Raw genomic sequence first — 26527 nt, 5'->3', positions numbered from 1 at the left:
TCCGTCCTTCGGGGCGTCAGGCGGACGCCGCGCCCAGGGCGAGGCCGGCCAGCGCCTCGGCGGCGGCGACGCCGCAGACGCGGGCCCCGCCGTGGGTGGCCAGCACGGTCACGCCGGGGGCGCCGAAGGCGCCGGCGAGGTCGTGGGTCGTGCCGATCTCCACCACGACGGCGTCGGGCCGGGCGGCGGTCAGCGCGCGGGCGGCGCGCAGCATCCACGGGTGCCGGTGGACGTCGCGGACGACGACCACGAGCGGCCGGTTGACCGCGGCGCCGAGCACCGGCCGTACGTCGACGTCGGCGCCCTCGGCGGCGACCGCCACGTGCAGCAGGCCGGAGCCCTCCATGCGGGTCGCGGGGGCGCCGACCCGGGTGTGGGTGGTGCCGGGGACGAGTTCGGCGAGCGGGCCGGAGACGCCCCACGGGGTCTGGTCGCCGACGGCGATGTTCGCGCCCGGGGAGAACTCCACGACGTGCGGCACGCCGTTCACGGGCCGCAGCTCGCCGTGGACGCGCAGCGCGCGGCGGGCGGCCGTGAGGCCGATGCCGGGCTCGGCGTGCGCGCCGGCCTGCGCACGGCGCTCGGCGGCGGACCAGCGGGCGACCGCGCGGTTGCGCTCGGCGGCCTCGTGCAGGCGCTCGGCGGACAGGCGGCCCTCGCGGACGGCCCAGACGAGGGCGTCGCGCAGGTAGAGGAAGGCGGCCTCGTCGTCCAGGCCGCCGCCGACGCAGATGGTGTCGGCGCCGGCCGCGACGGCCTTCACGGAGCCGGCGGCGACGCCGTGGGTGCCGGAGATGGCGCCCATCTCGATGCCGTCGGTGACGATCAGGCCGCGGTAGCCGAGCTCCTCGCGGAGCAGGCCGGTGAGGATCTCGCGCGACATGGTGGCGGGCAGCCGCTCGTCGTACGCGGGGAAGAGGATGTGCGCCGTCATGATCGACTTCACGCCGGCCGCGATGGCGGCGCGGAAGGGCTTGAGGTGCTCCTGCACCTGCTCGGGCGTGAGGTCGATCCGGGGCAGGCCGAGGTGGGAGTCGCCGGAGGTGTCGCCGTGGCCGGGGAAGTGCTTGGCGCAGGCGGCGACGCCGGCCGACTGCAGGCCGCGGACGTAGGCGGCGGTGTGCCGGGCGGCGAGGTCGCCGTCGGCGCCGAAGGAGCGCACCCCGATCACCGGGTTGTCCGGGTTGGAGTTGACGTCGGCGTCCGGCGCGTAGTTGAGGTTGACGCCGACCGAGGAGAGGTCGAGGCCGATGGAGCGGGCGACGCGCTCGGTGAGGTCGGTGTCGTCGACCTCACCGAGGGCGAGGTTGCCCGGGTAGGAGGAACCGCTCGCCACTTCGAGGCGGGTGACGTCGCCGCCCTCCTCGTCGGTGGCGACGAGCAGGTCGCCGTTGAGGGCGTACATCTCCCCGGTCAGCGCCGCGACCTGCTGCGGGGTACGGATGTTGCGGCCGAACAGCGCGACGCCGCCCAGCTCGCCCGAGCCCAGTCTGCGGCGCAGCCACTCGGGGGTGGTGAGCCCGACGAAGCCCGGCTGGAGCACCGCACCGGCGTCCGTGAGCAGTTCGACGCTTTCCGTACCGGGAGTCGCCATGGTTCCTTCCCTGGGTGGGTGGTGTGCGGGGAGTGCGGGGGGCGAGGGACTAGCCCTTGACCGCACCGGCGGTGAGGCCCGCCGACACCTTCTTCTGGAAGATCACGAAGAGCAGGATCACGGGCAGCGACACCATGAGGGCGCCGGCCATCTGCGAGCCGTAGTCCGCGCCGCGGGTGGGCGTCGTGGCGTAGAAGGTGAGCCAGATCATCGAGGTCTTCTGACCGCCCGTGGAGAGCAGCACGTTGGCGACGATGAACTCGTTCCAGGCCTGGATCCAGCTGTAGACGCCGGTGGTCACGAGGCCCGGGAGGGTGAGCGGCAGGATGACCCGGAAGAAGGCGCCCCACTGCGTGCAGCCGTCGACCATGGCCGCCTCGTCGAGCTCGGCCGGGATGTTGACGATGAAGGAGCGCAGCGTCCAGATCACGTACGGCACGGTGAAGACCAGGTAGGCCAGCATCACGCCGAAGAGCGTGCCGGTCATGCCGGCGTTGTTCATCACGACGAAGAGCGGCACGATGATCGCCAGCAGCGGCACCATCTGGACGACCAGCATGGTCACGATGAAGAAGCTGCGGCCGCGGAAGTTGAACCGGGCGACGGCGACGGCGGCGAGGAAGCCGACGACCAGGCCGAGCAGCACCGCGCCGACCGTGATGAGCACGGTGTTCTGCAGGGCCGGCAGGAAGTCCACGTCGTCGAAGATCGTGGTGTAGCTGTCGAACGAGAAGGAACTCGGCCAGAAGGTCGGGTCCTTGGCGATCAGGTCCTTGTTCGTCTTGAACGTGGTGATGATCATCCAGTAGATCGGGAAGCCCATCACCACGGCGAAGCCGAGGCCGAGGGTGTTCCAGAACGCCGTCATGCCGCGGCTGCGGCCGGTGACACGGGCCTTGGCCCGGACCTTGGGGGCGGCGGCGGCGGGGGCCTGGGCCTGTACGTCGAGGGTCGAGGTCATCGGTCCTGGGCTCCGATCTTGAGCATCTGGCGGATGTAGAAGACCAGCACCGCCAGCATGAGGAGGATCATGACGATCGAGATCACCGAGCTGTCGCTGTAGTGCGAGGCGACGATGCCCTTCTGGTACAGGTAGGTGCCGATCGTCCAGTAGCCCGGCTCCGGGGAGGTGTTGCGCAGCGAGAAGATCTGCGCGAAGACCTGGAAGTCCCAGATGAAGCTGAGCGCGGCGCTGATCATCAGGAACGGCTTGATGACCGGGATCACCACGTGCCGGAACGCCTGGAAGGGGCCGGCCCCGTCGAGGGTGGCGGCCTCCAGCAGCTCCTTCGGCACCTGGGTGAGCGCGGCGTTGAGACCGAGCACCAGGAACGGCAGCGCGCCCCAGATGATGACGGCCGCGCCGACCACGTACAGGCCGACCGTGGGGTTCGCGAACCAGTCGTAGTGCTTGGTCTTCTCGTCACCGGTGAAGAGGAAGCCGATGTAGTCGACCACGCCGCCGTTGGAGGCGAAGAGCCAGCGGAAGACGGTGCCGGTGACGAGGGCGGGGATGGCCCAGACGAACATCATCACGGTGATGCAGATGATCTTCACCCAGCCGGAGACCCGGTTGAGCAGCAGGGCGAAGAGCATGCCCAGCACCATCGAGAGGACGACCAGCTCCACCGTGAAGTACACGGACCGGAGCACGACCTCCCAGAACTGGTCGTCGCCGAACATCTTGGTGTAGCCGTCGAACCCGATGTACTTCGCGAGCGCCGGGTTGACCAGGTACGCGTACCGGTTGATGTTCAGGAACGACAGGTCGAACAGCTTGTACAGCGGGTACGCCAGCACGCCCACCAGGGCCGCGGCGGCCGGCAGGATCATCGCGTACGGGATGTAGTGGCCCGCGGCCAGGAAGCCGCTGCGCCGCGGCTCCTGGGCAGGGGCGGGCCCGGACGTCTCGGACCGGGGCACGGTCTCGTTGGTGGTCACACTCATCAGGGTCCTTCCCGGGCCCGCGGAACTGGTCGCTACCTGGCGCAGGGGTGGGCAGCCCGCAACCGTCGCGGACTGCCCACCCCCTGCCCTCAGTGCCGGCCGGCGGGACGGTTCGTCCCGGGCCCGCGGTCAGTCACGTCAGCCGTTCAGGTCCTTCACCACGGTCTCTTCGACCTTCTTGAGCTCGGTGGCCGGGTCGCCGCCGGCGGCGATCGCACCGAAGGCGGTCTTCAGCGCGGTCTCGTCGGCACCGGACCACAGCGGCGAGTTCGGGATGAACCAGGTCAGGCCCTCGGCGGCGTCACCGGTGGCCTTGTTGGCCGGCGCGGCGGCCTTGTAGGCGGCGACCAGGTTCTTGGCGTTCGGGATCGCGAACTTCGCGAGCTCGGTCTGCTGCTTGGTGTTGGTGTAGATCTGCAGGAAGGTCGCGCCCAGGCCCGGGTTGGCGGACTTGGCCGGGACGGCCAGGTCGGAGCCGCCGAGGAAGGCCGGGGTCGGCTGGCCCGCGGCGGTGCCGGGGAGCGCGATGGAGGCGAGCTTGTCCTTCAGGCTCGGGTCGCCGGTCTTCGGGTCGGCGACGGAGCCGAGCTCCCAGCCGTTGCCGACGATGGCGGCGATGTTGCCCTTGGCCATCAGGGCGTCCTGGGTGGCCTCGTCGGTGGTGGTGCCGCCGACCGAGAACTCCTTCTGCAGGTCGTTCCAGGTCTTGACGCCCTCGACGAACTTCGGGTCGCTCAGGGTGCCGGTCCACTTGTCGCCGTCGGCCTTGGCGACGATGTTCTTCACGCCGAAGGTGCTCGCGCCGAAGGAGGCGGCGGTGTACCAGTTCTGGCCCGGGAGGTAGAGCGCGGAGAAGCCCGGGGTGGAGGCGTTGGCGGCCTTGACCTTGGTCAGGGCGTCCTTCAGCTCGGCCAGGGTGGTCGGGGCCTGGGTGACGCCGGCCTTCTCGAAGAGGTCCTTGCGGTAGATCAGGACGCGGGCGCCGGCGTAGTACGGGATGGCGTAGGTCTTGGTGCCGTCCGGGGTCTGGCCGGAGGCGGCCAGCGAGTCCAGGTACTTGTCCGAGTTGTCGAACTGGCCCTTGACGCCGGTCAGGTCGACGAAGGAGCCGGCCTCGATGTACTTCGCGGTCTGGGTGTTGCCGAGCTCAAGGGCGTCGGGGGCGTTGCCGGAGAGCAGCGCGGTGTCGAGCTTGGTGGTGTAGTTCGTCCAGGTCTGCCACTGGATGTCGACCTCGGCGCCGGTCTTCTCCGTGAACTCCTTCTTGGCGGCGTCGACGACGGCCGGCCAGCCCTTCTGGGCGTCGTCCATCAGCCAGACGGTGATCTTCTTGCCCTTGCCGTCCGTGCTGAGCGTCGCCTGCTTGGCGTCACCGGAGGACCCGGACGAGGAGCAGGCCGAGGCGACGAGCACAGTGGCAATGGCGGCCACGGCGGCGATCTTGCGGTTCAAACCATCCTCCAGAGGGATGAGCAAGGAATGGGCACCGGGCTGTTGGGCCATGGCCCTGAAGCGACGTGCCTTGGGGGGAGTGTCACCGGTGAACGCGGATGCGGAAGAGCGGGGGTGGAGCGGCAACCGGCCTGGTGGAGTAGACCATTGGTGTAGACCAACTGCCCTGGAGATTGGCACGTACCAAAGAAGACCGTCAAGGGTTCTCGGCGGCTCGGTGCACACCGTTATCAACGCTTGACACTGCCGTGCGCTTCTGGTGGCCGGCCGGGCTTGGCCTGGACCATCCAGGGGGCGAAAGCGGCGAATCCCCCAGGAAAGGGCATAGGCGGACGGCGATCGGCCCCCAGTCCTAACCCGGCCTCAAGTGAGCCTTAAGGGCGCCTTGATGAAGCATGTGGTGAGGGTGTGCTCACTCTTCGCAGTTGCTTGACAACGGGTCTGCAACGACTGGTGCGTACGCACCGGCCCGCCGTTGACTCCCCCAGTGGTCTGGTCCACTCTCGGCGAACTGGTCTGTACCAGAGCGCAGATCGGCCCCGACCCTCCGGAGGAAACGTGAAGCGGCAGTTGACGGCGGCGATCGGCCTGGCGGCCCTGGTGGCAGGGGCAGTGGGATGCAGCAGCGGAGGGTCCGCGGGCCAGGACGCCGCGGCTTCCGCCGCCGCCGAGACCGGCGTCGTCACCGTCTGGCTGATGGGCGAGGCCCAGACCAACTGGCCCGAACTCGTCCAGCAGGTCAACGACGAGTTCGCCGCCAAGTACCCCAAGGCCGAGCTGCACCTGCGGTACCAGACCTGGAAGGACAAGGTCGGCAACCTGGACGAGGCCCTGAAGGCCAACAACGCCCCGGACGTCGTCGAACTCGGCAACACCGAGACCATGAAGTACATCCTCAACGGGTCCCTGGCCCCGGTCGACCGCTCCAGCTACGACAACAACGAGACCTGGATCCGCGGCCTCGTCGACACCTGCACCTACCAGGACAAGCTCTTCTGCGTGCCCTACTACGCCGGCGCCCGCGTCGCGCTCTACAACTCGGCCATGTTCAAGGAGGCCACCGGCTCCGAGGCGGTGCCCGCCACCGAGGAGGAGCTGCTCTCCGCGCTCGACCGCGTCCAGTCCGACAACCGCGGCCAGAAGTCCTTCTCGGCCCTCTACCTGCCCGGCCCCTACTGGTACGCCGCGATGTCCTACGTCGCCGCGTACGGCGGCAGCATCGCCCGCTTCGACGACACCGGCCGCTGGCACGGCACGCTGAGCGAGCCGAAGGCCCGGCAGGGCATCTCGCACTTCGTCGGCCTGGTGAAGAAGTACAACCACGGCGACCTCAAGGCCGACGAGCTCGACCAGGCGTCGGTGCTGGGCAAGCACCGCACCGCGATGCTCTACGGCAACGGCTGGGAGGTCGCGGGCGCGCTGGAGCCGCTCTCCGGCGACCCGAAGCTCAAGGACGTCCTCAAGGTCACCACGATGCCCGGCCCGAACGGCAAGCCGCTGCCCTCCTTCATCGGCGGCTCCGACCTCGCGGTCACGGCCGGCTCGAAGGTCCACGGCCTCGCCGAGGACTGGGTCCGGATGTTCACCAGTGCCAAGTCGCAGCAGGTGCTCGCCGACAAGGACACCCTGCCGAACAACCTGACGCAGCTCGCCCCGCTCAAGTCCAAGCCCGCCACCGCGGCCGCCGCGAACGCCGTGCCGGACGCCTGGTTCACCCCGGTCGCCCCGGGCTGGGCCGCGATCGAGAAGCAGAAGGTGCTGGTGGAGATGCTCGACGACATCCTCGCCGGCGCCTCGGTGGAGGCCGCGACGACCGCCGCCGACGCCCGCATCGACCAGCTGATCAACAACCCGTCCTGAACGGGCCGCCCGGGCGCCGGAATGTTTTCCGGCGCCCGGGCACCGTAGGATCGACGCGACACACCATTCGCAGCGAGTGTGCGGACTCGCCGCCGTGAGGTCCCCGCCGGGCAGCCGCCCGTCCGGGGTAGAACCATCTCAACGGAGGCACCCCCGATGTCCGACCAGCAGACCGTCTCGTCCGTCCCCGGCAGGATCATGGCGGCGGAGATGGCCGAGCAGCCGGCCGTCCTGCAGCGCATCCTCGACGAGGGCGCGCCGAAGATCCGCGAGATCGCGGCCGAGATCGCCGCCCGCAACCCGCGCTTCGTGCTGCTCACCGCGCGCGGCACCTCCGACAACGCCGCGCTGTACGCCAAGTACCTGATCGAGGTGCTGCTGGGCAAGCCCGCCGGCCTCACCTCGATGTCCACCACCACCGCGTACGGCGCCCGGCCGGACCTCACCGACTGCCTGGTGATCACCGTCAGCCAGTCCGGCGGCTCGCCCGACCTGGTGGCCTCCACCAAGGCGGCGCGCGAGGCCGGTGCGATCACCCTGGCCGTGACCAACAACGCCGGCTCGCCGCTGGCCGAGGTCTCGGAGTTCCACATCGACGTCCTGGCGGGCCCGGAGAAGGCGCTCCCGGCCACCAAGACCTACACCGCCGAGCTGCTCGCGCTGTACCTCTTCGTGGAGGGCCTGCGCGGCGGCGACGGCTCCGCCGCCAAGGACCTGCCGGAGCTCGCCGCGGCCGTCCTCGCCCGCCAGCCCGAGGTCAAGGCCCTGGCGGAGCGGTACCGCTTCGCGCAGCGCCTGGTCATCACCTCGCGCGGCTTCGGCTACCCGACCGCCCGCGAGGCTGCGCTGAAGCTGATGGAGACCACCTACATCCCGGCCTCGCCGTTCTCCGGCGCGGACCTCCTGCACGGCCCGCTGGCCATGGTGGACAACGTCTCGCCGGTCATCGCGATCGTGCCGGACGGCAAGGGCGGGGAGGCCCTGCAGCCGGTGCTGGACCGCCTGCGCGGCCGCGGCGCCGACCTGGTCGTCGTCGGCCAGCAGTCGCAGGTCGAGGCGGCGTCGGCCGGCTTCGCCCTGCCGGCGGGCGTGCCCGAGGAGGTGCAGCCGATCCTGGAGATCCTGCCGCTGCAGCAGCTCGCGTACGAGGTCACCATCGCCCGCGGCCAGGACCCGGACGCCCCGCGCGCCCTGGCGAAGGTCACCGAGACGCACTGACGCGGACGCGAAGGAGCCCCCGGCCTCGGCCGGGGGCTCCTTCGCGTGGTGCGGGCGGTGCGGGCGGCGCGGGCGCGCCGGACGGGTGCGGACAGCACTACGGGCCACGGCGCCGCGTCGGGACCCTCAACCCAAGCGGCACCGCAGCCCGGAGCTGTCGTCGGCGGCCGGTGTGGCCGGGAGTTGTGCGGGACTCCCGGTTCTCCGGTGCCGACCGTGGAGCTTCCTCGCGCGGTCAGGGCAGTGAGCGCGGGGACGTCTCCATGGTGCTTCTCCATTGTGGACTAGACCAATCCGGGTTGTCCAGGGGTCCGCCGCGATTGGTCTGGACAACAGGCGGGAAGGTCCCGGACGGCCGTTTTCGTTAGGCTCGCCCTGTGCCCTCGTTGAACGAACTCGTCCGCCGCCACACCACCCTCACCGGTGCCGACGTGGAATGGCTGCACCTCCTGGTCTCGGAGTGGCAGCTGCTCTCCGACCTCTCCTTCGCCGACCTCGTCCTGTGGATCCCGACCTGGGACGGCATCCGGTACGTCTCGGTCGCCCAGATGCGGCCCAACACCGGACCGACCTCGTACCACGACGACATGGTCGGCCACCTCGTGCCCCGCGGACGGCGGCCGCTGCTCGACGCGGCGTTCGACGAGGGCCGGATCGTCCGCGAGGGCGATCCCGAGTGGCGCGAGGAGGTGCCCGTCCGCGTCGAGTCCATCCCGGTCCGGCGCGAGGGCCGGGTGCTCGGGGTGATCGCCCGCAACACCAACCTGCTCACCGTCCGCACGCCCAGCCGGCTGGAGCTCACCTATCTGCAGAGCGCGTCCGACCTCGCGCAGATGATCGCCGCCGGAACGTTTCCCTACCCCGCCGAGCAGGCGGACATGGACGCGGCCCCGCGGGTGGGCGACGGCCTGATCAGGCTCGACGCCGACGGGGTGGTCACCTACGCCAGCCCCAACGCCCTCTCCGCCTACCACCGGCTCGGCCTCAACGCCGACCTGGTGGGCAGTCACCTCGGGCGCGCCACCGCCGAGTTGGCGCCCCCGTCGCGGTCCGCCGTGCACGAGGCCCTGGTCAAGATGGCCAGCGGCTGGGCCCCGCGGCAGACCGAGGTCGAGGCGCAGGGCGGCGTCGTCACCATCCGCTCCATCCCGCTCAAGCCCAAGGGCACCCTGACCGGTTCCCTGGTGCTCTGCCGCGACGTCACCGAACTGCGCCGCCGCGACCGCGAGCTGATGACCAAGGACGCCACCATCCGGGAGATCCACCACCGGGTGAAGAACAACCTGCAGACCGTCGCGGCCCTGCTGCGGCTGCAGTCGCGCCGGATGGACTCGGAGGCCGCCCGGGCCGCGCTGGACGAGGCGGTGCGCCGGGTCGGGTCGATCGCCCTCGTGCACGAGACGCTCTCGCAGACCCTGGACGAGGAGGTGGCCTTCGACGAGATCGCCGACCGGGTGCTCGCCATGGCCCTGGAGCTCTCGCAGGACGGCATGGTCTCCACCCGCCGGTCCGGCAGCTTCGGCATCCTCGGCGCCGAGGTCGCCACCCCGCTCGCGATGATCCTCACCGAGCTGCTGCAGAACGCCCTGGAGCACGCCTTCGGCCCGAAGACCCCCGGCACGCTGGAGATCAGCGCCCTGCGGGGCCGGGCGCCCTCGACCGGCATGGGCTGGTCGGAGAGCTGGAACGGCGGGGTCAAGCCCGAGGAGTACCTGCTGATCACCGTGCAGGACGACGGCCGGGGCATGCCGGAGGACTTCGACCCGCAGCGGTCCGGCAACCTCGGCCTGCAGATCGTCCGCACCCTCGTCACCGGCGAACTCGGCGGCACCTTCGACATGGTGGCGGCGCAGGACGGCGGTACCCGGGTCGTCCTGGAGATCCCGGTGAAGTGAGGCCCGCGGCGCACGCCCCCCGGCTACGGCTCACGCGGGGTGTGCGCCCCACTCGCGCCCTCACTCGCGCCCCTGCCCCGCCCCCGCGGCTGCCGCGGACGCCGAGCCGGTGATCCCGGTACTGCCCCGGCGTCGCCGGCCGCTCCGGCCCGGGGAGGAAGCGCCGGACAACAGAAACGAGGCCCTGCCGACCGGGGGGGTGGGTCGGCAGGGCCTCTCGACCCGTTCCGGCCGTCGGGGGGAGTCGGCCGGAACGGGGGCTCTGTGTGGGGCGACGCAGTCGTGCGTTGCGCACGGTGAGCGGCCCAGGTCCACGATATTGCTCTCAGTGAGCAGTATCAAGGCCCCTGGCCGCCCGGCGTCGTCGGGGTCGCGCCGTGATGCGGGACCCGTCGTGCGGAAGGCCCTGCGTGGAGCGGGAGACAAGGCCTTTGATCATGGGTTGATCAGGTGTACTGCGACGGTGTGTCAGGCGGTGCGGGCGCGGTTGCGGGCTGCGCGGCGCTTCATCGCGCGACGCTCGTCCTCGCTCATACCGCCCCAGACGCCGGCGTCCTGCCCGGTCTCGAGCGCCCACTGCAGGCACTGGTCCATGACGGGACAGCGGCGGCACACGGCCTTGGCTTCCTCGATCTGCAGCAGAGCAGGGCCGGTGTTCCCGATCGGGAAGAACAGCTCCGGGTCCTCTTCGCGGCAGACAGCGCGGTGGCGCCAGTCCATGGTCGTCCAACTCCTCCGGTCGGCGGGGGTGGCCCCTCCGACGCAATCGACGGCTTGTGAATGTGAACGCTTTCACGAATCCCCCGACAGCAAAACGGACCAGAGGCCCATCGGGCCCGGGTGGTCTGCGCTGAGGTGGGGTTCGGGCGATTCGAGGGAGTGCCGCGTGTTCCGCTGCGGCCCGTCCCGATCGCCATGTAGAGGTTCGCAAACCTCGGGCCCGTATACAACCCCCTTCGGCAATGAATTTTTGATTCTTCGGTGTCGCCTAGCTCACAGCCCGTACTTCTATGGGGTGAAGGGGGCTAGCGCGTTCGAGAAGAAGGGGCGAGGCCCCTTCTGGTCACACAATCACACGCAGTGCCCGCCGAACGCCTGTGAAACTGACGCGACTCCTGTCTCCAAGGTGGTCCCCGTCGACCTGAAACGGGGCTGGTTCCTGTGAAACCAAGGTGAAGTGCCGGACGTCGTGATAGGAGACGACGTGCTTTCCGGTCGGTCCGGAGGCGTTGCGGCCGCCGTCCGCAGGGGTGTGCGACCGCAGGATCTGACGGACCGTTCGAGCCGTGCCGAACGCCGTCATCCGGGTGATGCCGAAGATGTCGAGGTGCGTGTCGAAGGAGGCGGACGGTGAAGGGAGCACCGGGCGGTTCCCCAGATACGTCCACGGAGAGGTGTTGGACACTATGGACAGCACCAGCCCCGGCACCGGCTCCTGGCCGTTGATCTCCAGGGTGACCGGGCCGTTCCGCCGGTGCTCACGCTCGGTGACGTAGTGCCGGAACGCCTGCTTGACGTAGAGCGCGTGCGTGGACTTCCGGCCCGCCGTGCGCTGGTCCTCCACCCGGCCCACGACGCCGGCGTCGAAGCCCAGCCCCGCCGTGAAGGTGAACCAGCGGTCCGGATGCCCCTCCGTGAAGGCCTTGCCCAGCCCGATCGACCGCTCCCGCCGCCCGGCCAGCGCGTCCAGCAGCGCGCCGGTCGCCTCCACCGGGTCGTTCGGCAGGCCCAGCGCCCGGGCGAAGACGTTCGTCGAACCGCCCGGCACCACCGCGAGCCGCGGCACCCGGTCGGACGGGCCGTGCGCCAGGAGGCCGTTCACGACCTCGTTGACGGTGCCGTCGCCGCCCAGCGCCACCACCAGGTCGACCCCGCCGCCCTCGGCGGCCTCCCGCGCCAGGTCGCCCGCGTGCCCGCGGTACCCGGTGTGCGCGACCTCCAGCTCCAGGTCGCTGCGCAGGGCGTGGATCAGCACGTCGCGGGTGCGGCCACTGGTCGTGGTCGCCTTCGGGTTCACGACCAGGAGAGCGCGCATGACCATCAGCCTACGGGTCGGTACGCGAGGGGCGACGGCTACCCTGCTGGGGTGACCGCAGAAACCGCCCAGCCGTCCCCCGCCCCCGCGCCCGGCCAGGAGGCGGCCCCCGGCGCCTTCGGCGACCGGCCCGCCCCGTTGGTCGCCGGTGCGGCGATCACCCTGCTCCAGGGCGCCGCACTGGCCGTCTGGGGGCTCTACGACGTCGTCGCCGGGCTGGCCGGCGACGAGGCGTGGCTCGGGCGCAGCGAGGCCGGCGCCGTCGTGCTGCTGCTGATGGGGCTCTTCCCGCTGCTGGCCGGGCGCGCGCTGCTGCGCCTGCGCCGCTGGGGCCGCAGCCCGGCCCTCCTGACCAACTCGATCTGCCTGCCGGTGGCCTACTACATGTGGGAGGTCGGCGGCGCGATGAAGGCGGTGGCCGCCGCCGTGGCGGTGCTCGGCCTGGCCGGCATCGCGTCGCTGCTGCACCCGCGGGTCACCGACGTGCTGTACCGGGCCGGCTGACCCGGCCCGGACGCACCCCCGTCACCCGCGCGTACGTCCGGGCCGGGAGCGCACGGACGGCGGACGGCCCGACGACGGACGGCCGACGGCGGAGGCCCGGAGGGTGATCCCTCCGGGCCTCCGCCGTGCGGTGCGGGTGCGCGGTCACTCCTCGACGAGGAGCTTCTCCCGCAGCTGGGCCAGGGTGCGGGCGAGCAGCCGGGAGACGTGCATCTGGGAGATGCCCACCTCGGCGGCGATCTGCGACTGCGTCATGTTGCGGAAGAAGCGGAGCACCAGGATCTTCTGCTCGCGCGGCGGCAGCTGGGCCAGCAGCGGCTTCAGCGACTCGCGGTACTCGACCCCCTCCAGCGCCTCGTCGGTCGTGCCGAGGGTGTCCGCGACGGCCGGCGACTCGTCGTCGCTGTCCGGCACGTCGAGCGAGAGCGTCGAGTACGCGTTGGCGGACTCCAGGCCCTCCAGCACGTCCTCCTCGCTGATCCCGAGGTGCTCGGCGAGCTCGTGCACGGTGGGCGAGCGGCCGTGCCGCTGCGAGAGTTCGCTGGTCGCCGTGGTGAGCGACAGCCGCAGCTCCTGCAGGCGGCGCGGCACGCGCACCGCCCAGCCCTTGTCGCGGAAGTGCCGCTTGATCTCGCCGACGATCGTCGGGGTCGCGTAGGTGGAGAACTCCACCCCGCGCTCGTGGTCGAAGCGGTCCACCGACTTGATGAGGCCGATGGTGGCGACCTGGGTGAGGTCGTCCAGCGGCTCGCCGCGGTTGCGGAAGCGCCGGGCGAGGTGCTCGACCAGGGGGATGTGCATCCGCACCAGCTGGTTGCGGATCTCGACCCGCTCCGTCGAGCCCTCCGGCAGCTGCGAGAGCCGCACGAACAGGGCCCGGGCGGCCTCGCGGTCCGGTGCGCCCGAGCGGTGGCCCTGGGCGGGCACCGCGCTGCGGACGAACGCCGCGGCGGTCCGCAGCTCCTCCTCCGCAGGGGCGTCCGCCGTGGCGGCGGGCTGCTCCGGTGTCGGATCGGTCGGTTGGGTCATCCGGTGGGCGTCCTTCGGGTACGCGTCGTCGGTCGGGGAGGCGTCGGCGATGCGGGCAGCGCTCGCCTGGGTCGGTACGGCCACGTCTGCGGTGGCCGCCGGCACCGCGGCGGCACCTGTGCGGTCCAGATCACTCATGGCGATCACCCGTTCCGTTCCGGGAGCACTTCACTGACTGCACCGCAGTGGCCTGCGGTACGGGGAGGCCGTACGCGTCCGGCGCCGTCCCTGACGAACGGCACCCGCGCGTACGGCCCTCGGGTGCAGGGCGCTACGGCAGGGCCGGAGCGCCGCCGCGCTTCTTGTTCAGGCTGATGCTGACCGTCCGGTCCTCGGCGACCGAGGACTCGACCTCGCCCGCCAGCGCCGAGAGCACCGTCCACGCGAAGGTGTCGCGCTCGGGAGCGCGCCCGTCGGTGGTCGGGGCGGAGACGGTGACCTTGAGCGAGTCGCCGATCAACCGGAACTCGCAGCTCAGCACGGAGCCGGCGACGGCCTGCTGGAGCAGGATGGCGCAGGCCTCGTCCACCGCGATCCGCAGGTCCTCGATCTCGTCGAGGGTGAAGTCCAAGCGGGCCGCGAGGCCCGCCGTCGCTGTTCGCAGCACCGAGAGGTAGGCCCCCGCCGCGGGCAGCCGGACCTCCACGAAGTCCTTCACGTCGGGCTCGCCGTCGATCTGGGACACCCTCACCTCCTGGGTGACGTGCGGTGCTTGCGGCCGGACGGCCTCGGCACTTCCACTTGCTTGGCTCAACTGCTTCGCCCCAACTCGTCCGAGGGGTGGTGCGGTACGTACCGGTCATACCCACCCGGGAGAGTCCGAACGCCGCGCATCCGCCCGAGACGTTACCGCCTGGGGCGGGCCGATGTCGCGATCTCCGGCCACGATCACGGGAAAGGGCGACTATCGGGTGGATCCGCCCAGGTCGGCGAGGGCGTCGTCGGTGAGCCGGAAGACCGTCCACTCCTCCATCGGCACGGCGCCGAGGGACTTGTAGAAACCGATCGACGGCTCGTTCCAGTCGAGTACGGACCATTCCAGCCGGGAGTAGCCGCGTTCCGTGCAGATCCGGGCGAGCTCGGTCAGCAGGGCCTTGCCGTGGCCCCCGCCGCGCCGGGAGGGCCGCACGTAGAGGTCCTCCAGGTAGATGCCGTGGGTGCCGCGCCAGGTGGAGAAGTTGCGGAACCACAGCGCGAACCCGACGGGCTCCCCGGTCGTGTCGTCCTCGGCGATCAGGCCGAACACCGCGGGGTGCTCGCCGAACAGCGCGTCGTGCAGCTGCTCCTCGGTGGCCCGGGCCTCGTGCACGGCCTTCTCGTACTCCGCGAGTTCGCGGATCATGGCGTGGATGACGGGGACGTCGGGGGCCTGTGCGGAGCGGATCATACGGCGAGGGTACTCGGACGCACCGGCGGGGCGGAAAGGGTAATCCCGACGATCACCCTTCGTCCCAGGCCTGGATCGACGTCTGGTCGACGATCCGGCCGTCCCGCAGGTCGGCCATGGAGGTGGCCAGCACCCGGGTGCCGTCGGGGTACCTGCAGGACTCCATGAACGCGAGGTGGTCGCCGTCGACGACCACCTGTTCGAGCGTGTGGGTCATGTCCCTGCCGTAGACGTCGGTCAGCATCTCCGAGATCGAGGACCGGCCGTGCATCACCATCGGGTGGCTCGGCTGGGTCCGGTGGTCGATCATGCGGATCTCGGCGTCGTCGGCGTACAGCGCCAGCAGGGTCGACGCGTCCTGCCGCTCGATGCCCCGGCGCAGGGCCTCGGTGTCAAAGGTCGGTGCCGCAGCGGTGCCCATCGCGGTCTCCCTCGTTCGTGACGGCGGGACGGACCGGTGCGGTTCGACCCGCTGTTCCGAGCGTACGCCGCGCGGCCGGTCCCCGGTACGCGGGCGGCCGGGTCGCCGGCGGCCCGGCCCGGCGGGGGAGCGGGCGAGGAGCGGCCGCGCGTGGACGGGGGAACGGCGAGGGCCCGGCCGCGGCGTGCGCCGCGGCCGGGCCCTCGTGCTGATGCGGGATCAGGCGGCCTTCTTGGTCTCCCAGAAGATGCGGTCGATCTCGGCGATCAGGTCGAGCAGGGCCTGGCCGGTGGCCGGGTCCGTGGAGGCCTTGGCGGCCGAAGCAGCCTTGCCCGCCTTGTTGAAGAGGTCGTGCAGCTGCGGGTAGGCCTCGAAGTGCGGGGCCTTGAAGTAGTCCGTGTGCAGCACGGAGAGGTGGTGCTTGACCAGCTCGGCGCGCTCCTCCTTGATGACGATGGCGCGCGCACGGAAGTGCGGGTCCTCGTTGGCCTGGTACTTCTCCTGAGTGGCCTTCACCGACTCGGCCTCGATACGGGCCTGGGCCGGGTCGTACACACCGCAGGGCAGGTCGCAGTGGGCGTGCACGGTGGCGCGCGGAGCAAACAGACGAGAGAACATGGAAGTCCTTCCTTAGATCGTCTTCCCGCGAGCGAGATTACCCCGACAGCCCGTACGTTTCGCGGTCGGCCCGGTGACCTAGGGCGAAAGACGGAGCCCCAACCGGTGGATTTCGGACGGGCGCGGGCGGGGTTCCATGGGGGAGACTGGACGGCGACGCCGGCAGGCAGGGGAGAGCGGATGGCCGAGGAGACCGGGCCGGGCGGCCTGCTGCCCTTCGGGGTGGTCGACGTCGCGGGGCCCTCGATGCGTCCCACCCTGCGCGACGGCGACCGGGTGCTCGTCCGCTACGGCGCGCGGCTGCGGCCCGGCGCCGTGGTCGTCGTACGGCACCCGCTGCGGCAGGACCTGCTCGTGGTGAAGCGCGCCGCCGGACGCCGCCGCGGCGGCTGGTGGCTGCTCTCCGACAACCCGTTGGTGACCACCGACAGCCGCGAGTTCGGGCCGGTGCCCGACGACCTCGTGCTCGGCCGGGTGCTGCTGCGTTTCGCGCCGCGGCCAGCCTGGCTGGCGCCGCCGCGCGGCCTGGAGCGGTTGCTGCACGGCACGCTGTCCGCCCGGCTGCCGGGCCTGGCGGCCCGGCTCGGCGCCTTCCGCCCGGTCGACGCCGAGCTCTGAGCGGCCGGGCCGGGCGCCGCCGTCCCGTCAGCCCTGGGCGTGGGCGGCGAGCGCCGTGCGGGCCGCCTCCTCCCGTTTGCGGGCGCGGTACGCGGCGACGTTGGCGCGGGTGGCGCACCGGTCGGAGCAGTAGCGGCGCGAGCGGTTGGTGGAGGTGTCGAGGTAGGCGTTGCGGCAGGGCTGGGCCTGGCAGATGCCCAGCCGGTCGGCGCCGAGCTGGGTCAGGTGGATCGCCAGGCCCATGCAGGCCACCGCGGTGAAGTTGGCGGTGGCGGTGGCGGCGTTGTCCGCCAGGTGCAGGTGCCAGCGGGGCCGGCCGGCCTCGTCGAGGTAGTCGTGCCCGGAGACCAGCGGGCTGACCGGGTACTCGACCATGAGGCTGTTGAGCAGGTCGACGGCCCGGATCTCGTCGTTCTCGGCGGCGGCCTCGAAGACGCCGCGCAGCCGGGTGCGGACGGCCCGCAGCCGGGGGAGGTCCGACTCGTCGGCGAGGGCGGCCGCACGCGAGGGGCTGCCGAACAGGGTGCGGACGGCGTCCACCGAGGTCAGCGCGTCCCGGCCGCGCTCCGGCTCCTCGGTGTTCACCAGCCGGACGGCGAAGTCGGCGTACGAGGCGAGCTCCACGGGGGGTCCTTCCATGGCCGGTAACGGGCAAGCTGCCTTAAGGGTATTACCGACGGGCGGCCACCGGTACCGGGTCGCCCGGCTGCCCGGCCGGCGGGGTGCCGGGGGCCGGAAACGCCGAGGTCCCCGCCGGGGTGCGGCGGGGACCGTACGGCAGGCGTCCGGGCGGCCGGGCGGCCGCCACCGGACTACAGCACGCGGGACAGGAACGCGCGGGTGCGCTCGTGCCGGGGGTTGGTGAGCACGTCGCGGGGGTGGCCGGACTCGACCACGACACCGCCGTCCATGAACACCAGCGCGTCGCCGACCTCGCGGGCGAAGCCCATCTCGTGGGTGACGACGATCATCGTCATGCCGTCCTGGGCCAGCTGCCGCATGACGTCCAGGACGTCGCCGACGAGCTCCGGGTCGAGCGCCGAGGTGGGCTCGTCGAAGAGCATCAGCTTCGGCTCCATCGCCAGCGCGCGGGCGATGGCGACGCGCTGCTGCTGGCCGCCGGAGAGCTGCGAGGGGTAGTTGTCGGCCTTGTCGGCCAGGCCGACGCGCTCCAGCAGCTCGCGGGCCTTCTCCCTGGCGGCCGTCCGGTTGACGCCCTTGACCTGGATCGGCGCCTCGACGACGTTCTCCAGCGCCGTCATGTGCGGGAACAGGTTGAACCGCTGGAAGACCATGCCGATGTCGCGGCGCTTGAGTGCGACCTCGCTGTCCTTGAGCTCGTAGAGCTTGTCGCCCTTCTGGCGGTAGCCGACGAGCTCGCCGTCGACCCAGAGCCGGCCGGCGTTGATCTTCTCCAGGTGGTTGATGCACCGCAGGAAGGTCGACTTGCCGGAGCCGGACGGTCCGACGAGGCAGAACACCTCGCCGGTCCGGACCTCCAGGTCGATGCCCTTGAGCACCTCGACCAGGCCGAAGGACTTGCGGACGCCCTCGGACCGCACCAGGACCTGGCCGGAGGCGGGCTTTTCGAGATCGGTCATCGCGTCCGCCCAAACGAGAGGTTCTTCTTGATCTTCTGCAGCGGGGTCGGCGGCAGGCTCCGGCTGGAACCCTTCGCGTAGTGCCGCTCCAGGTAGTACTGGCCGACGCTGAAGATCGTGGTGAGCACCAGGTACCAGAAGCAGGCGACGAAGAGCAGCTCCATCACCGCGAGGTTGCCGGTGTAGACGTCCTTGGCCTTGGTCAGCAGCTCGGGGTAGGTGACCACGTAGGCGAGCGACGAGGTCTTCAGCATGTTGATGAACTCGTTGCCCGACGGCGGCACGATCACCCGCATCGCCTGCGGCAGCACGATGCGGCGCATCGTCTTGGCGCGGGAGATGCCGAGGGCGTGCGCGGCCTCGGTCTGGCCCTCGTCGACGGACTGGATGCCCGCCCGGACGATCTCCGCCATGTAGGCGCCCTCGTTGATGCCGAGGCCGAGCAGGGCCGCCATGAACGGGGTGATGAGGTCGTTCGTGGAGACGCCGAACATGGTGGGGAAGATCAGCGCGAGGTTCCACCAGATCAGCAGCTGGACGAGCACCGGGGTGCCGCGGAACAGCCAGATGTAGCCCCAGGCCACCGTGGAGGTGACCGGGTTGTGGGAGAGCCGCATGACGGCGGCGACCACGCCGAGCAGCAGGCCGAGCGCCATCGCGCAGACGCTGATCAGCAGCGTGTTGCCGGCGCCCTGGAGCATGGACGACGTGAAGAGGTAGTCGCCGGTGATCGACCAGTCGATCTTCGCGTTGGCGAAGGCGGCGATCAGCGCGACGAGCAGGCCGACGACGACGACCGCGGCGACCCAGCGGCCGTAGTGGCGGACCGGAATGGCCTTGATCACGTGCTCGGCGGGCACCTGATCCGCACCGGTCGGGGTGTTAGTCATGTGGGGGGCCTCTCGGGCGGGCGGTGGGAGCGAGGGCGGGACCGGGCCCGCGGAAGCCGCGGGCCCGGTCGCACGGGGTCAGGAACCGCCGTTGATCTTCGCCTCGGTGACCGCGCCGAGCTTGACGTTGTACTTCTCCAGGATCTTCGCGTACTCGCCGTTGGCGATGAGCGCGTCCACGCCCGCCTTGACCGCGTCGCGGAGCTGGGCGTCGTCCTTGGAGACGCCGATGCCGTACAGGCCCGGGTCGATCTGCTCGCCGACGACCTCGAAGTCCTTGCCGCCGCCCGAGGTCTGGGCGTTGTACGCGGCGACGGGGTAGTCGTTGAGGTCGGCCACGGCTGCGCCGGACTTCAGCTTGAGGAGCGCCTCGCCGTCGTGCTCGTAGCCCTGGATGGTGATCTCCGCCTTGCCGGCGGCCTTGCACTTCTCGGACTGCGCCTTGGCGGTGTCCTCGTTGACGGTCGCCTTCTGGAGGGCGACGGTCTGGCCGCAGAGGTCCTCCAGGGTCTTGATGCCCTTGGGGTTGCCCTTCTGGACCAGGATCGAGGTGCCGGCGCTGAAGTAGTCGACGAAGTCGACGCCCTTGCCCTGGCGCTCCTTGTTGTCGGTCATCGCCGACATGATCAGGTCGATGCGGCCCGTGCTGAGCGAGGTGATCAGGGTGTCGAAGCCGGCGTCCTGGATCTGGAACTTCACGCCGAGCTGCTTGCCGAGCGCCTCGGCCAGGTCCGGGTCGATGCCGGTGATCTTGTCGCCCTGCTTGTACTCCACCGGCGCGTAGGCGACCTCGGAGCCGACCTTGACGACACCGGCCTTCTGGATGTCGGCGGGCAGCTTGCTGTAGAGGGGGGCCGAGGAGCCGGCGCTGCTGCCACCGGTGGAGCTGTCGCCGCTGCTGCCGCAGGCGGTGAGGAGCAGCGTTCCGGCCGCGAGGGCGGCACCAGCCGCGACGATGCGGGGGCGCAGGGTGCGAGCGGTCATGAGAAGGATCTCCTCCTGAGGAGAGACGGGCGGAACGCTCCGCCGGGGGTGGCGGTCGACCGGTCCGCGCACCGGCACACCGTCGTGCCGTGCGGACCACCGGTCGGTCAGGTCTTCAGGTGTCGGGCTCGTGCGGTCGCCACCCTCCGCCGAGGTGAGCGACAGCCGGATCGCCTCGCCGGGGGAGTGCCCGCGAAGAGGCGTTTTTCGATCCGAGTTGGGTGGAATCCTGCCACTCACCGAGGGTGAAAGGACGCTGATTCAGATCAAAATCGGATAACAAGGGGCTTTGACGTCCGCTATCCGGACGAATTCCGTGCCCCTGTCACCCTGTGTATAAGTATGCAGCCGAGCTCGGGTGTGTCGCTCGAAGGGCGGACCCCGCGCGACCGGAACGGATCAGAATCCGCCGTTCACGACCGCGTTCTGCACGGCACCGGCCGAGACGTCCCACTTCTCCAGCACCGCCGCGTACTCACCGTTACGGATCATCTGGTTGAGCGCCTTCACCATGACGTCCCGCAGCTCGGTGTCCGCCTTGGCGACCGCGATGCCGTACGGGGACGGCTGCAGCTGGGGGCCCGCCACGGAGAACTTCGTCCCGTTCGGGCCGCCCTTGGCGGCGACGTAGGCGGCCACCGGGAAGTCGTTGAGGTCGGCGTCCGCCCGGCCGGCCGCCAGCTCGGCCAGCGCCTGGCTGTCGTTGTCGAAGAGGTTCACGGTGAGCGGCTTGCGCACCCGGCTGCAGGCGCCCACCTGCCGCTCGACGATCGCGGCCTGCGTCGTGCCGCGCTGCAGCGCCACGGTGTGGCCGCACAGGTCGTCGAGCTTGTTGATCTTCTTGGGGTTGCCCTGGGCGACCAGGATCGACGTGCCGGCGATGAAGTAGTCGACGAAGTCGACCCCGGGGTCGATCTGGACGCCCTTGTCGTCGGTGCCCTCCCGGCGCTGGCGGTTGTCCGTCATCGCCGACATCGCGACGTCGAACTCCTTCGCCTGGAGCCCCGGGATCAGCTTGTCGAACGCGGTGTCCGTGAACTCCACCCTCACGCCCAGCACCTTGCCCATGGCCAGCGCGATGTCCGGGTCGATGCCCGTCGCGGTGCCGTCGGCGCCCTTGAACTCCACCGGCGCGTAGTTCAGGTCGGAGGCGATCTTCAGGACCCCCGCCTGCTGGATCCGCGCGGGCAGCCTGCCGTGCAGATCGTCGGCGCTGCTCGTGCCGGACCCGGCACTGCTGCACCCGGTCAGCACCAGGGAGCCGGCGGCGAGCGCCGCACCGACCGTCAGTGCGCGGGCGGATATGGGCGCGGTGGCGTGCATGCGAGGGTCCTCCTGTGGGAGCGGTGGTGCCGGCGCGGATCGGCGCCTGGGGCGGACCGGGGTGTCCGCCGAAGAGACGCCCCCGTCCGGATGCCGGTGCGGGAAATGTGATCCTGCCATCCCGCACTGCTGTCGGAGGTCGCGGGTATGTCAGAATCTGGTATCGGGTGACCCCCGACGAACGAACGCAGGCCGCCGATTCCCCTGCTCACAATCGGGCAGAGCGGATTTCGGGGTGCGCAGGACCGGAAGTCGACGACGCCGACTCCGTAGCCGAGGCACCAGATCCCCTCCGGGCCTGCATTCACTCCTGCGGGTGCGTGCGCCGCCTCGCAGCCGCTCCGTCCGCGACGGCCCGGCCCCCGTGGCCCGGCGCCCGTCACGTGCGGCAGCGCGGTGAACGGCGCGCGACGAGGACGCAAAGGCACAGGTGCGGTGCCTTCGTCCGATCTAGGCTCAAGCGGTGCGCGTCACCGTACGTACCCGTGCGGGTACGCCTGGACGCGACCGGAAGCACAGCGCAGAACACCCCAAAACCCTCATTCGAGGGCGCCGTCCGACGGCGCCCCGACCCCCGGACCCCGGGTACGCCGTGCGGCGTACCCGGTATCGCCGTCCTCACGGCAGGGTCCGCGGGGCCGAACCACCGTCGGCCCGTGCGCGCTCGCTGATCATTGACGAAGAGGTCACTGTGGCAGCGGAGATCATCCACCCCAACACCCAGGACACCGACGATCCGGTCGATGCCGTCTTCGCGCTCCACCGGGGCGGGAAGATGGAGGTCCGGGCCACCGTCCCGGTCCGCGACGCGGACGACCTGTCCCTCGCCTACACCCCCGGTGTCGCCCGGGTCTGCACCGCCATCGCCGAGCAGCCCGAACTCGTGAACGACTACACCTGGAAGGCCAACACCGTCGCCGTCGTCACCGACGGCACCGCGGTGCTGGGCCTCGGCGACATCGGCCCCGAGGCGTCGCTGCCCGTCATGGAGGGCAAGGCGATCCTCTTCAAGCAGTTCGGCGGCGTCGACGCCGTGCCGATCGCGCTCGCCTGCACCGGCGTCGACGAGATCGTCGAGACGGTCGTCCGGCTCGCGCCGTCCTTCGGCGGCGTCAACCTGGAGGACATCTCCGCCCCGCGCTGCTTCGAGATCGAGCGCCGCCTGCAGGACGCGCTGGACATCCCGGTCTTCCACGACGACCAGCACGGCACCGCCATCGTCACCACCGCCGCCCTCCGCAACGCGGCCAAGGTGACCGGCCGCGAGGTCCACGGCCTGCGCGCCGTCATCTCCGGCGCCGGCGCGGCCGGCATCGCCATCGCCAAGATGCTCGTCGCCGCCGGCATCGGCGACGTCGCCGTCTGCGACCGCCGCGGCGTGGTGCACGAGGGCCGCGGCGACCTCACCGACGTCAAGGCCGAGATCGCCGCGCTCACCAACCGCAGCGGACTCAAGGGCTCGCTCGCCGACGCGCTCGTCGGCGCCGACGTCTTCATCGGCGTCTCCGGCGGCACCGTGCCCGAGGAGGTCGTCGCCACCATGGCGCCGGGCTGCTTCGTCTTCGCGATGGCCAACCCCACCCCGGAGATCCACCCGGAGGTCGCCCACAAGTACGCCGCGGTGGTCGCCACCGGACGCAGCGACTTCCCGAACCAGATCAACAACGTGCTGGCCTTCCCCGGCATCTTCGCCGGGGCGCTGCAGGTCCGGGCCACCCGGATCACCGAGGGCATGAAGCTCGCCGCCGCCACGGCCCTCGCCGCCGTCGTCGCCGACGAGCTGACCCCGCAGAAGGTCATCCCGTCGCCGTTCGACGAGCGGGTCGCACCGGCCGTCACCAAGGCGGTCGCCGAGGCCGCCCGCGCCGAGGGCGTCGCCCGCCGCTGACGCACCGGCGGGCGCCCGCCGCCCGCCGCGTCCGCCCGGCCGTACCAGAGCCGGCCGGGGCACCGACACGCAACGAGGGTCACACCGACGCGTGGTACCGGGCCCCGGTCGGCGCGGCTATCGTCCGGGGCATGTTTGCTGCCTACGCCGCCCGCACCGACGCCGACGACCCGCTGAGCGCCCTGGAGCTGGGCGACCTGCCGGAGCCCGAGGCGCGCGAGGGCTGGAGCGTCGTCACCGTCCGGGCCGCCACCCTGAACCACCACGACCTGTGGTCGCTGCGCGGGGTCGGCCTGCCCGCCGAGCGCCTGCCGATGATCCTCGGCTGCGACGCCGCCGGCATCGACGAGCACGGCAACGAGGTCGTCCTGCACTCCGTCGTCGGCCAGAGCGGCCACGGCGTCGGCGCCGCCGAGCCCCGCTCCATCCTCACCGAGCGCTACCAGGGCACCTTCGCGACCAAGGTCGCCGTGCCCACCTGGAACCTGCTGCCCAAGCCCGCCGAACTCACCTTCGAGCAGGCCGCCTGCCTGCCGACCGCCTGGCTGACCGCCTACCGCATGCTCTTCACCAACGCCGGGGTCAGGCCCGGCGACACCGTGCTCGTCCAGGGCGCCGGCGGCGGCGTCTCGACCGCGCTGGTCGTCCTCGCCAAGGCCGCCGGGCTGCGCGTCTGGGTCACCGGCCGCGACGAGGCCAAGCGCGCCCGGGCCGTCGACCTCGGCGCCGACGCCGCCTTCGAGAGCGGCGCCCGGCTGCCCGAGCGGGTCGACGCCGTGATGGAGACCGTCGGCGCCGCCACCTGGTCGCACTCGGTGAAGTCGCTGCGGCCCGGCGGCACGATCGTGATCTCCGGCGCGACCTCGGGGCCGAGCCCGAAGGCCGCCGAGCTCAACCGGATCTTCTTCCTGGAGCTCCGCGTGGTCGGCTCGACCATGGGCACCAAGGAGGAGCTGGCCGGACTGCTCGCCCTCTGTGCCAACTCCGGCGTACGGCCGGTCATCGACTCGGTGCTGCCGCTGGCCGACGCCCGGGACGGCTTCGCGCGGCTGGCCAGGGGCGAGGTCTTCGGCAAGATCGTGCTGACGCCCTGACGCCCTGACAGCGGGTCGGGCTGGCAACGGGTCGGGCACGGAGGAGCCCGCCGCCGCCCTCGGCGACGGCGGGCCCGGCCCGCGCCGGCGGCCCGTCAGCCGAGCAGCCGCCGCAGCCGCTCCTCGGCGGAGACGAGCACCGCGCGGGCGTCGTCCAGCCGGCCGGCCGTCACGCCGCCGTCGCGCGCGGCGTCGCGGACCCGGTCGCGGAACCGGTCGAGCAGCCGCTCCAGCTCGCGCGCCGGGTCTCCGGCGGCGTCGGTGCGGGCCCAGGCCGGCACCTCGGCGGGTGTCGTGGGCCGTTCGTCCGCGCCGGCGTCCGCGCCGTCCGGGCCGGTGTCCTTGTCGAGGTCGATCCGGGTCACCCGGACGTCCTCGGCGGAGCCGGGCTGTCCCCAGCGGGCGGCGTCGGCGAGCCCGCCGAGACTGCGGGTCAGCTCGGCCAGGCCCTCGGCCAGGCCGGTCGACCAGTCGCCGCGCGCCGCGTGCTCGCGGACCTGCTCCTCGACGCGCCGCTTGATCCGCAGGGCCTCCTGCTGGGTGGCGCTGCGGGCCGCCTTCGACTGGGCGCGGAGCCGGCGGGCCTCCTCCTCGGCGGCCTTCGCCTGCGCCTTGGCGGCCCGTTCCTGCTCCTTGGCGCGCTTGGCCTGCTCCTTGGCCTGGGCGCGGAAGCGCTCGTACTCCTCCTTGGCGCGCTGCCAGGAATCCCGGTCGCCCCAGGGGCCGGCCCACGGGTCGCCGGTCCCGGGGGCGGCCTCCGGGCGGGGGGCCTGCCGGGCGGCGCCCCACAGCTCCTCGCGGAGGTCCTTGGCGGTGTCCCGGACGTCCTCGCGGATGGCCCCGGCGAGCTGGGCGACCGAGTCGCGGATCTCCACCTCCAGCTCGGCGAGCTCGCCCTGGCGGGCCGCCAGCTCGGTGCGCCCGGCGTCGGTGAGGCGGTAGACCTTGCGGCCGCCCTCGGTGCTGTGGGCGACCAGGCCCTCCTTCTCCAGCTTGGCGAGCCGCGGGTAGACGGTGCCGGCGGAGGGCGCGTACAGGCCCTCGAAGCGCTCCTCCAGGAGGCGGATCACCTCGTAGCCGTGCCGCGGGCTCTCGTCGAGCAGCTTGAGCAGGTAGAGGCGGAGCCGGCCGTGGCCGAAGACGGGGGTCATCGCTCAGGCCTCCTTGGTGAGGTCGGGGCCGGCGGTGTCCGGCGCGGCGGTGTCGGCGGTGGGGGCGAGCTCCTTGGCCGGAGCGTCGTCGTCGGTGTCGGGGCGGCGGAGCACGGTGATCGGCCCGGAGACGGTGGTGACCTGCAGCCGGCCGGCGCCGCTGCCGAGCTGGCCGGAGAGCCGCTTGGCGCCCCAGCTGCCGGCCACGGTGAGCTCGGTGAAGGTGGAGCTGACGTCGCCCGTGGTGGTGCCGGCCTCGACCTTGGCGTCCGCCACCGAGGGCAGCCGGACGGCGACCGGGCCGCTGACGGTGGTCACGGCGATGTCGGTGGGCGTCTGCACGTCGAGGTCGAGGGTGACCGCTCCGCTGACGGTCTTCGCCTGCACCTTGTCGGCGGTGCCGGCGACGACGGTGAGCTGCCCGGAGACGGTGTGCACCCGCAGCTCGCCGGAGACGGACTGCGCGTCGACGTCGCCGGAGACGGTGTTGGCCTGGACGCGTCCGGAGAGGCCGACCAGGGTGGTGGCGCCGCTGGCGCCGTGCACGGTGACCGGGCCGGTGAGGCCGGAGACGGTGGTCTCGGCCGAGGCGGAGCCGGAGCGGACCTCGGTGCCGGCGGGCACGGCGAGGGAGACCGAGGCGCTGCGCCGGCGGCGGAGGGAGCCGAGGAACAGCTTGACGGTCTGCACGGACTTCACGGCCTCGCCGAGCTCCGCCCAGCTGAGGTCCTTGTAGGCCACGGTGAGGACGCCGGCGTCGAGGGTGACGAGCAGCGGCTCGCCCTCCAGGTCGGTGACCTCCAGGCGGGCCGGGCCGTCGGAGGCGACGACGTTGACGGCGCCGCCCATGATCCGCACGTGCAGTGCGGTGACCGGCTCGTCGATGGTGATCTTCTCGGGTCCCTCGACCGTCCACTGGCTCATGACTGTTCCCCGTCCTCCCGATCGCGATGTATCGCGTTCACTTCTCAACACGATATGTCGCGTATCGCGGAAGTCAAGGGCCGGCGACGGAGAG

The 26527-nt window shown here is 71.5% G+C and carries 25 protein-coding genes; 7 read left to right on the top strand and 18 right to left on the bottom strand.

What is annotated here, in order from left to right:
* Nucleotides 1-16: 16 nt before the first annotated feature.
* From OG335_RS15190 to OG335_RS15175, 4 genes are all read right to left on the bottom strand, one after another.
* Complete coding sequence (locus tag OG335_RS15190) at nucleotides 17-1594, bottom strand: glycoside hydrolase family 3 protein (protein WP_405011640.1); 1578 nt, start codon at nucleotides 1592-1594, stop codon at nucleotides 17-19.
* A 49-nt stretch (nucleotides 1595-1643) separates the two neighbouring features.
* The gene (locus tag OG335_RS15185; protein WP_405011639.1) at nucleotides 1644-2555 is read right to left on the bottom strand and encodes a carbohydrate ABC transporter permease; all 912 of its coding nucleotides are present in this window, start codon (nucleotides 2553-2555) and stop codon (nucleotides 1644-1646) included.
* A complete protein-coding gene (locus OG335_RS15180) occupies nucleotides 2552-3541 on the bottom strand; it encodes a carbohydrate ABC transporter permease (protein WP_405011638.1) in 990 nt (329 codons plus the stop codon). Before OG335_RS15180 ends, OG335_RS15185 begins: the two co-directional genes overlap by 4 nt.
* A 138-nt stretch (nucleotides 3542-3679) precedes the next feature.
* Nucleotides 3680-4993, bottom strand: a complete 1314-nt coding sequence (locus OG335_RS15175) for an extracellular solute-binding protein (RefSeq protein ID WP_405011637.1) — start codon at nucleotides 4991-4993, stop codon at nucleotides 3680-3682.
* A gap of 558 nt (nucleotides 4994-5551) precedes the next feature.
* On the opposite strand from OG335_RS15175, the gene OG335_RS15170 reads away from it, so the two are divergent.
* The 3 genes from OG335_RS15170 to OG335_RS15160 all read left to right on the top strand — a co-directional run bounded on the left by OG335_RS15170 (nucleotide 5552) and on the right by OG335_RS15160 (nucleotide 9966).
* Complete coding sequence (locus tag OG335_RS15170) at nucleotides 5552-6853, top strand: sugar transporter (protein WP_405011636.1); 1302 nt, start codon at nucleotides 5552-5554, stop codon at nucleotides 6851-6853.
* A gap of 156 nt (nucleotides 6854-7009) precedes the next feature.
* Nucleotides 7010-8071 (top strand): SIS domain-containing protein, encoded by a 1062-nt coding sequence (locus tag OG335_RS15165; RefSeq protein WP_405011635.1) that lies wholly within the window; start codon nucleotides 7010-7012, stop codon nucleotides 8069-8071.
* A gap of 377 nt (nucleotides 8072-8448) precedes the next feature.
* Nucleotides 8449-9966, top strand: a complete 1518-nt coding sequence (locus tag OG335_RS15160; RefSeq protein WP_405011634.1) for a sensor histidine kinase — start codon at nucleotides 8449-8451, stop codon at nucleotides 9964-9966.
* 468 nt (nucleotides 9967-10434) lie between these two features.
* Here the strand turns inward: OG335_RS15160 and OG335_RS15155 are convergent, their stop codons facing one another.
* Complete coding sequence (locus OG335_RS15155; protein WP_030267905.1) at nucleotides 10435-10686, bottom strand: WhiB family transcriptional regulator; 252 nt, start codon at nucleotides 10684-10686, stop codon at nucleotides 10435-10437.
* 343 nt (nucleotides 10687-11029) lie between these two features.
* Entirely contained in the window at nucleotides 11030-12001 is a 972-nt protein-coding gene (locus OG335_RS15150; protein WP_405011633.1) for a diacylglycerol/lipid kinase family protein, read from the bottom strand.
* 51 nt (nucleotides 12002-12052) lie between these two features.
* Here OG335_RS15150 and OG335_RS15145 point away from each other — a divergent pair, with 51 nt between their 5' ends.
* On the top strand, nucleotides 12053-12505 hold the full coding sequence (locus tag OG335_RS15145; protein ID WP_405011632.1) for a hypothetical protein: 453 nt from the start codon (nucleotides 12053-12055) through the stop codon (nucleotides 12503-12505).
* Nucleotides 12506-12649: 144 nt separating this feature from the next.
* Here OG335_RS15145 and OG335_RS15140 read toward each other — a convergent pair whose 3' ends face one another.
* From OG335_RS15140 to sodN, 5 genes are all read right to left on the bottom strand, one after another.
* Nucleotides 12650-13672: an RNA polymerase sigma factor SigF gene (locus tag OG335_RS15140; protein ID WP_405011631.1), complete on the bottom strand. Its 1023-nt coding sequence runs from the start codon at nucleotides 13670-13672 to the stop codon at nucleotides 12650-12652.
* A gap of 133 nt (nucleotides 13673-13805) precedes the next feature.
* Nucleotides 13806-14219: an anti-sigma regulatory factor gene (locus OG335_RS15135; RefSeq protein WP_405011630.1), complete on the bottom strand. Its 414-nt coding sequence runs from the start codon at nucleotides 14217-14219 to the stop codon at nucleotides 13806-13808.
* Nucleotides 14220-14438: 219 nt separating this feature from the next.
* Nucleotides 14439-14921 (bottom strand): GNAT family N-acetyltransferase, encoded by a 483-nt coding sequence (locus OG335_RS15130; RefSeq protein WP_405011629.1) that lies wholly within the window; start codon nucleotides 14919-14921, stop codon nucleotides 14439-14441.
* A 52-nt stretch (nucleotides 14922-14973) separates the two neighbouring features.
* Complete coding sequence (locus OG335_RS15125; RefSeq protein WP_405011628.1) at nucleotides 14974-15342, bottom strand: nuclear transport factor 2 family protein; 369 nt, start codon at nucleotides 15340-15342, stop codon at nucleotides 14974-14976.
* 219 nt (nucleotides 15343-15561) lie between these two features.
* On the bottom strand, nucleotides 15562-15960 hold the full coding sequence (sodN, locus tag OG335_RS15120; protein WP_405011627.1) for a superoxide dismutase, Ni: 399 nt from the start codon (nucleotides 15958-15960) through the stop codon (nucleotides 15562-15564).
* A 180-nt stretch (nucleotides 15961-16140) separates the two neighbouring features.
* Between sodN and sodX the strand changes: the two genes are divergently transcribed.
* On the top strand, nucleotides 16141-16578 hold the full coding sequence (sodX, locus tag OG335_RS15115; RefSeq protein WP_405011626.1) for a nickel-type superoxide dismutase maturation protease: 438 nt from the start codon (nucleotides 16141-16143) through the stop codon (nucleotides 16576-16578).
* 27 nt (nucleotides 16579-16605) lie between these two features.
* Here sodX and OG335_RS15110 read toward each other — a convergent pair whose 3' ends face one another.
* From OG335_RS15110 to OG335_RS15090, 5 genes are all read right to left on the bottom strand, one after another.
* The gene (locus OG335_RS15110; protein WP_405015408.1) at nucleotides 16606-17202 is read right to left on the bottom strand and encodes a CGNR zinc finger domain-containing protein; all 597 of its coding nucleotides are present in this window, start codon (nucleotides 17200-17202) and stop codon (nucleotides 16606-16608) included.
* 188 nt (nucleotides 17203-17390) lie between these two features.
* Nucleotides 17391-18179: an amino acid ABC transporter ATP-binding protein gene (locus OG335_RS15105; protein WP_405011625.1), complete on the bottom strand. Its 789-nt coding sequence runs from the start codon at nucleotides 18177-18179 to the stop codon at nucleotides 17391-17393.
* The gene (locus OG335_RS15100) at nucleotides 18176-19069 is read right to left on the bottom strand and encodes an amino acid ABC transporter permease (protein ID WP_405011624.1); all 894 of its coding nucleotides are present in this window, start codon (nucleotides 19067-19069) and stop codon (nucleotides 18176-18178) included. Before OG335_RS15100 ends, OG335_RS15105 begins: the two co-directional genes overlap by 4 nt.
* Before the next feature lie 78 nt (nucleotides 19070-19147).
* Complete coding sequence (locus OG335_RS15095) at nucleotides 19148-20053, bottom strand: ABC transporter substrate-binding protein (protein WP_405011623.1); 906 nt, start codon at nucleotides 20051-20053, stop codon at nucleotides 19148-19150.
* Between the two features lie 399 nt (nucleotides 20054-20452).
* On the bottom strand, nucleotides 20453-21376 hold the full coding sequence (locus OG335_RS15090) for an ABC transporter substrate-binding protein (protein ID WP_405011622.1): 924 nt from the start codon (nucleotides 21374-21376) through the stop codon (nucleotides 20453-20455).
* Nucleotides 21377-22067: 691 nt separating this feature from the next.
* On the opposite strand from OG335_RS15090, the gene OG335_RS15085 reads away from it, so the two are divergent.
* Complete coding sequence (locus OG335_RS15085; RefSeq protein WP_405011621.1) at nucleotides 22068-23264, top strand: NADP-dependent malic enzyme; 1197 nt, start codon at nucleotides 22068-22070, stop codon at nucleotides 23262-23264.
* Nucleotides 23265-23395: 131 nt separating this feature from the next.
* Nucleotides 23396-24358 (top strand): zinc-binding dehydrogenase, encoded by a 963-nt coding sequence (locus tag OG335_RS15080; protein WP_405011620.1) that lies wholly within the window; start codon nucleotides 23396-23398, stop codon nucleotides 24356-24358.
* A gap of 95 nt (nucleotides 24359-24453) precedes the next feature.
* Here the strand turns inward: OG335_RS15080 and OG335_RS15075 are convergent, their stop codons facing one another.
* Both OG335_RS15075 and OG335_RS15070 read right to left on the bottom strand, forming a co-directional pair.
* Entirely contained in the window at nucleotides 24454-25509 is a 1056-nt protein-coding gene (locus OG335_RS15075; RefSeq protein ID WP_405011619.1) for a helix-turn-helix transcriptional regulator, read from the bottom strand.
* Between the two features lie 3 nt (nucleotides 25510-25512).
* Nucleotides 25513-26433 carry a DUF4097 family beta strand repeat-containing protein gene (locus OG335_RS15070; protein WP_405011618.1) on the bottom strand — a complete coding sequence of 307 codons (921 nt, stop codon included), beginning with the start codon at nucleotides 26431-26433 and terminating at the stop codon, nucleotides 25513-25515.
* Nucleotides 26434-26527: the final 94 nt, after the last annotated feature.

Origin of the sequence: Kitasatospora sp. NBC_01539, assembly GCF_045040525.1 — a bacterium.
Taxonomy (GTDB): Bacteria; Actinomycetota; Actinomycetes; order Streptomycetales; family Streptomycetaceae; genus Kitasatospora.
This window is presented reverse-complemented; position numbering and strand designations above follow the sequence as displayed.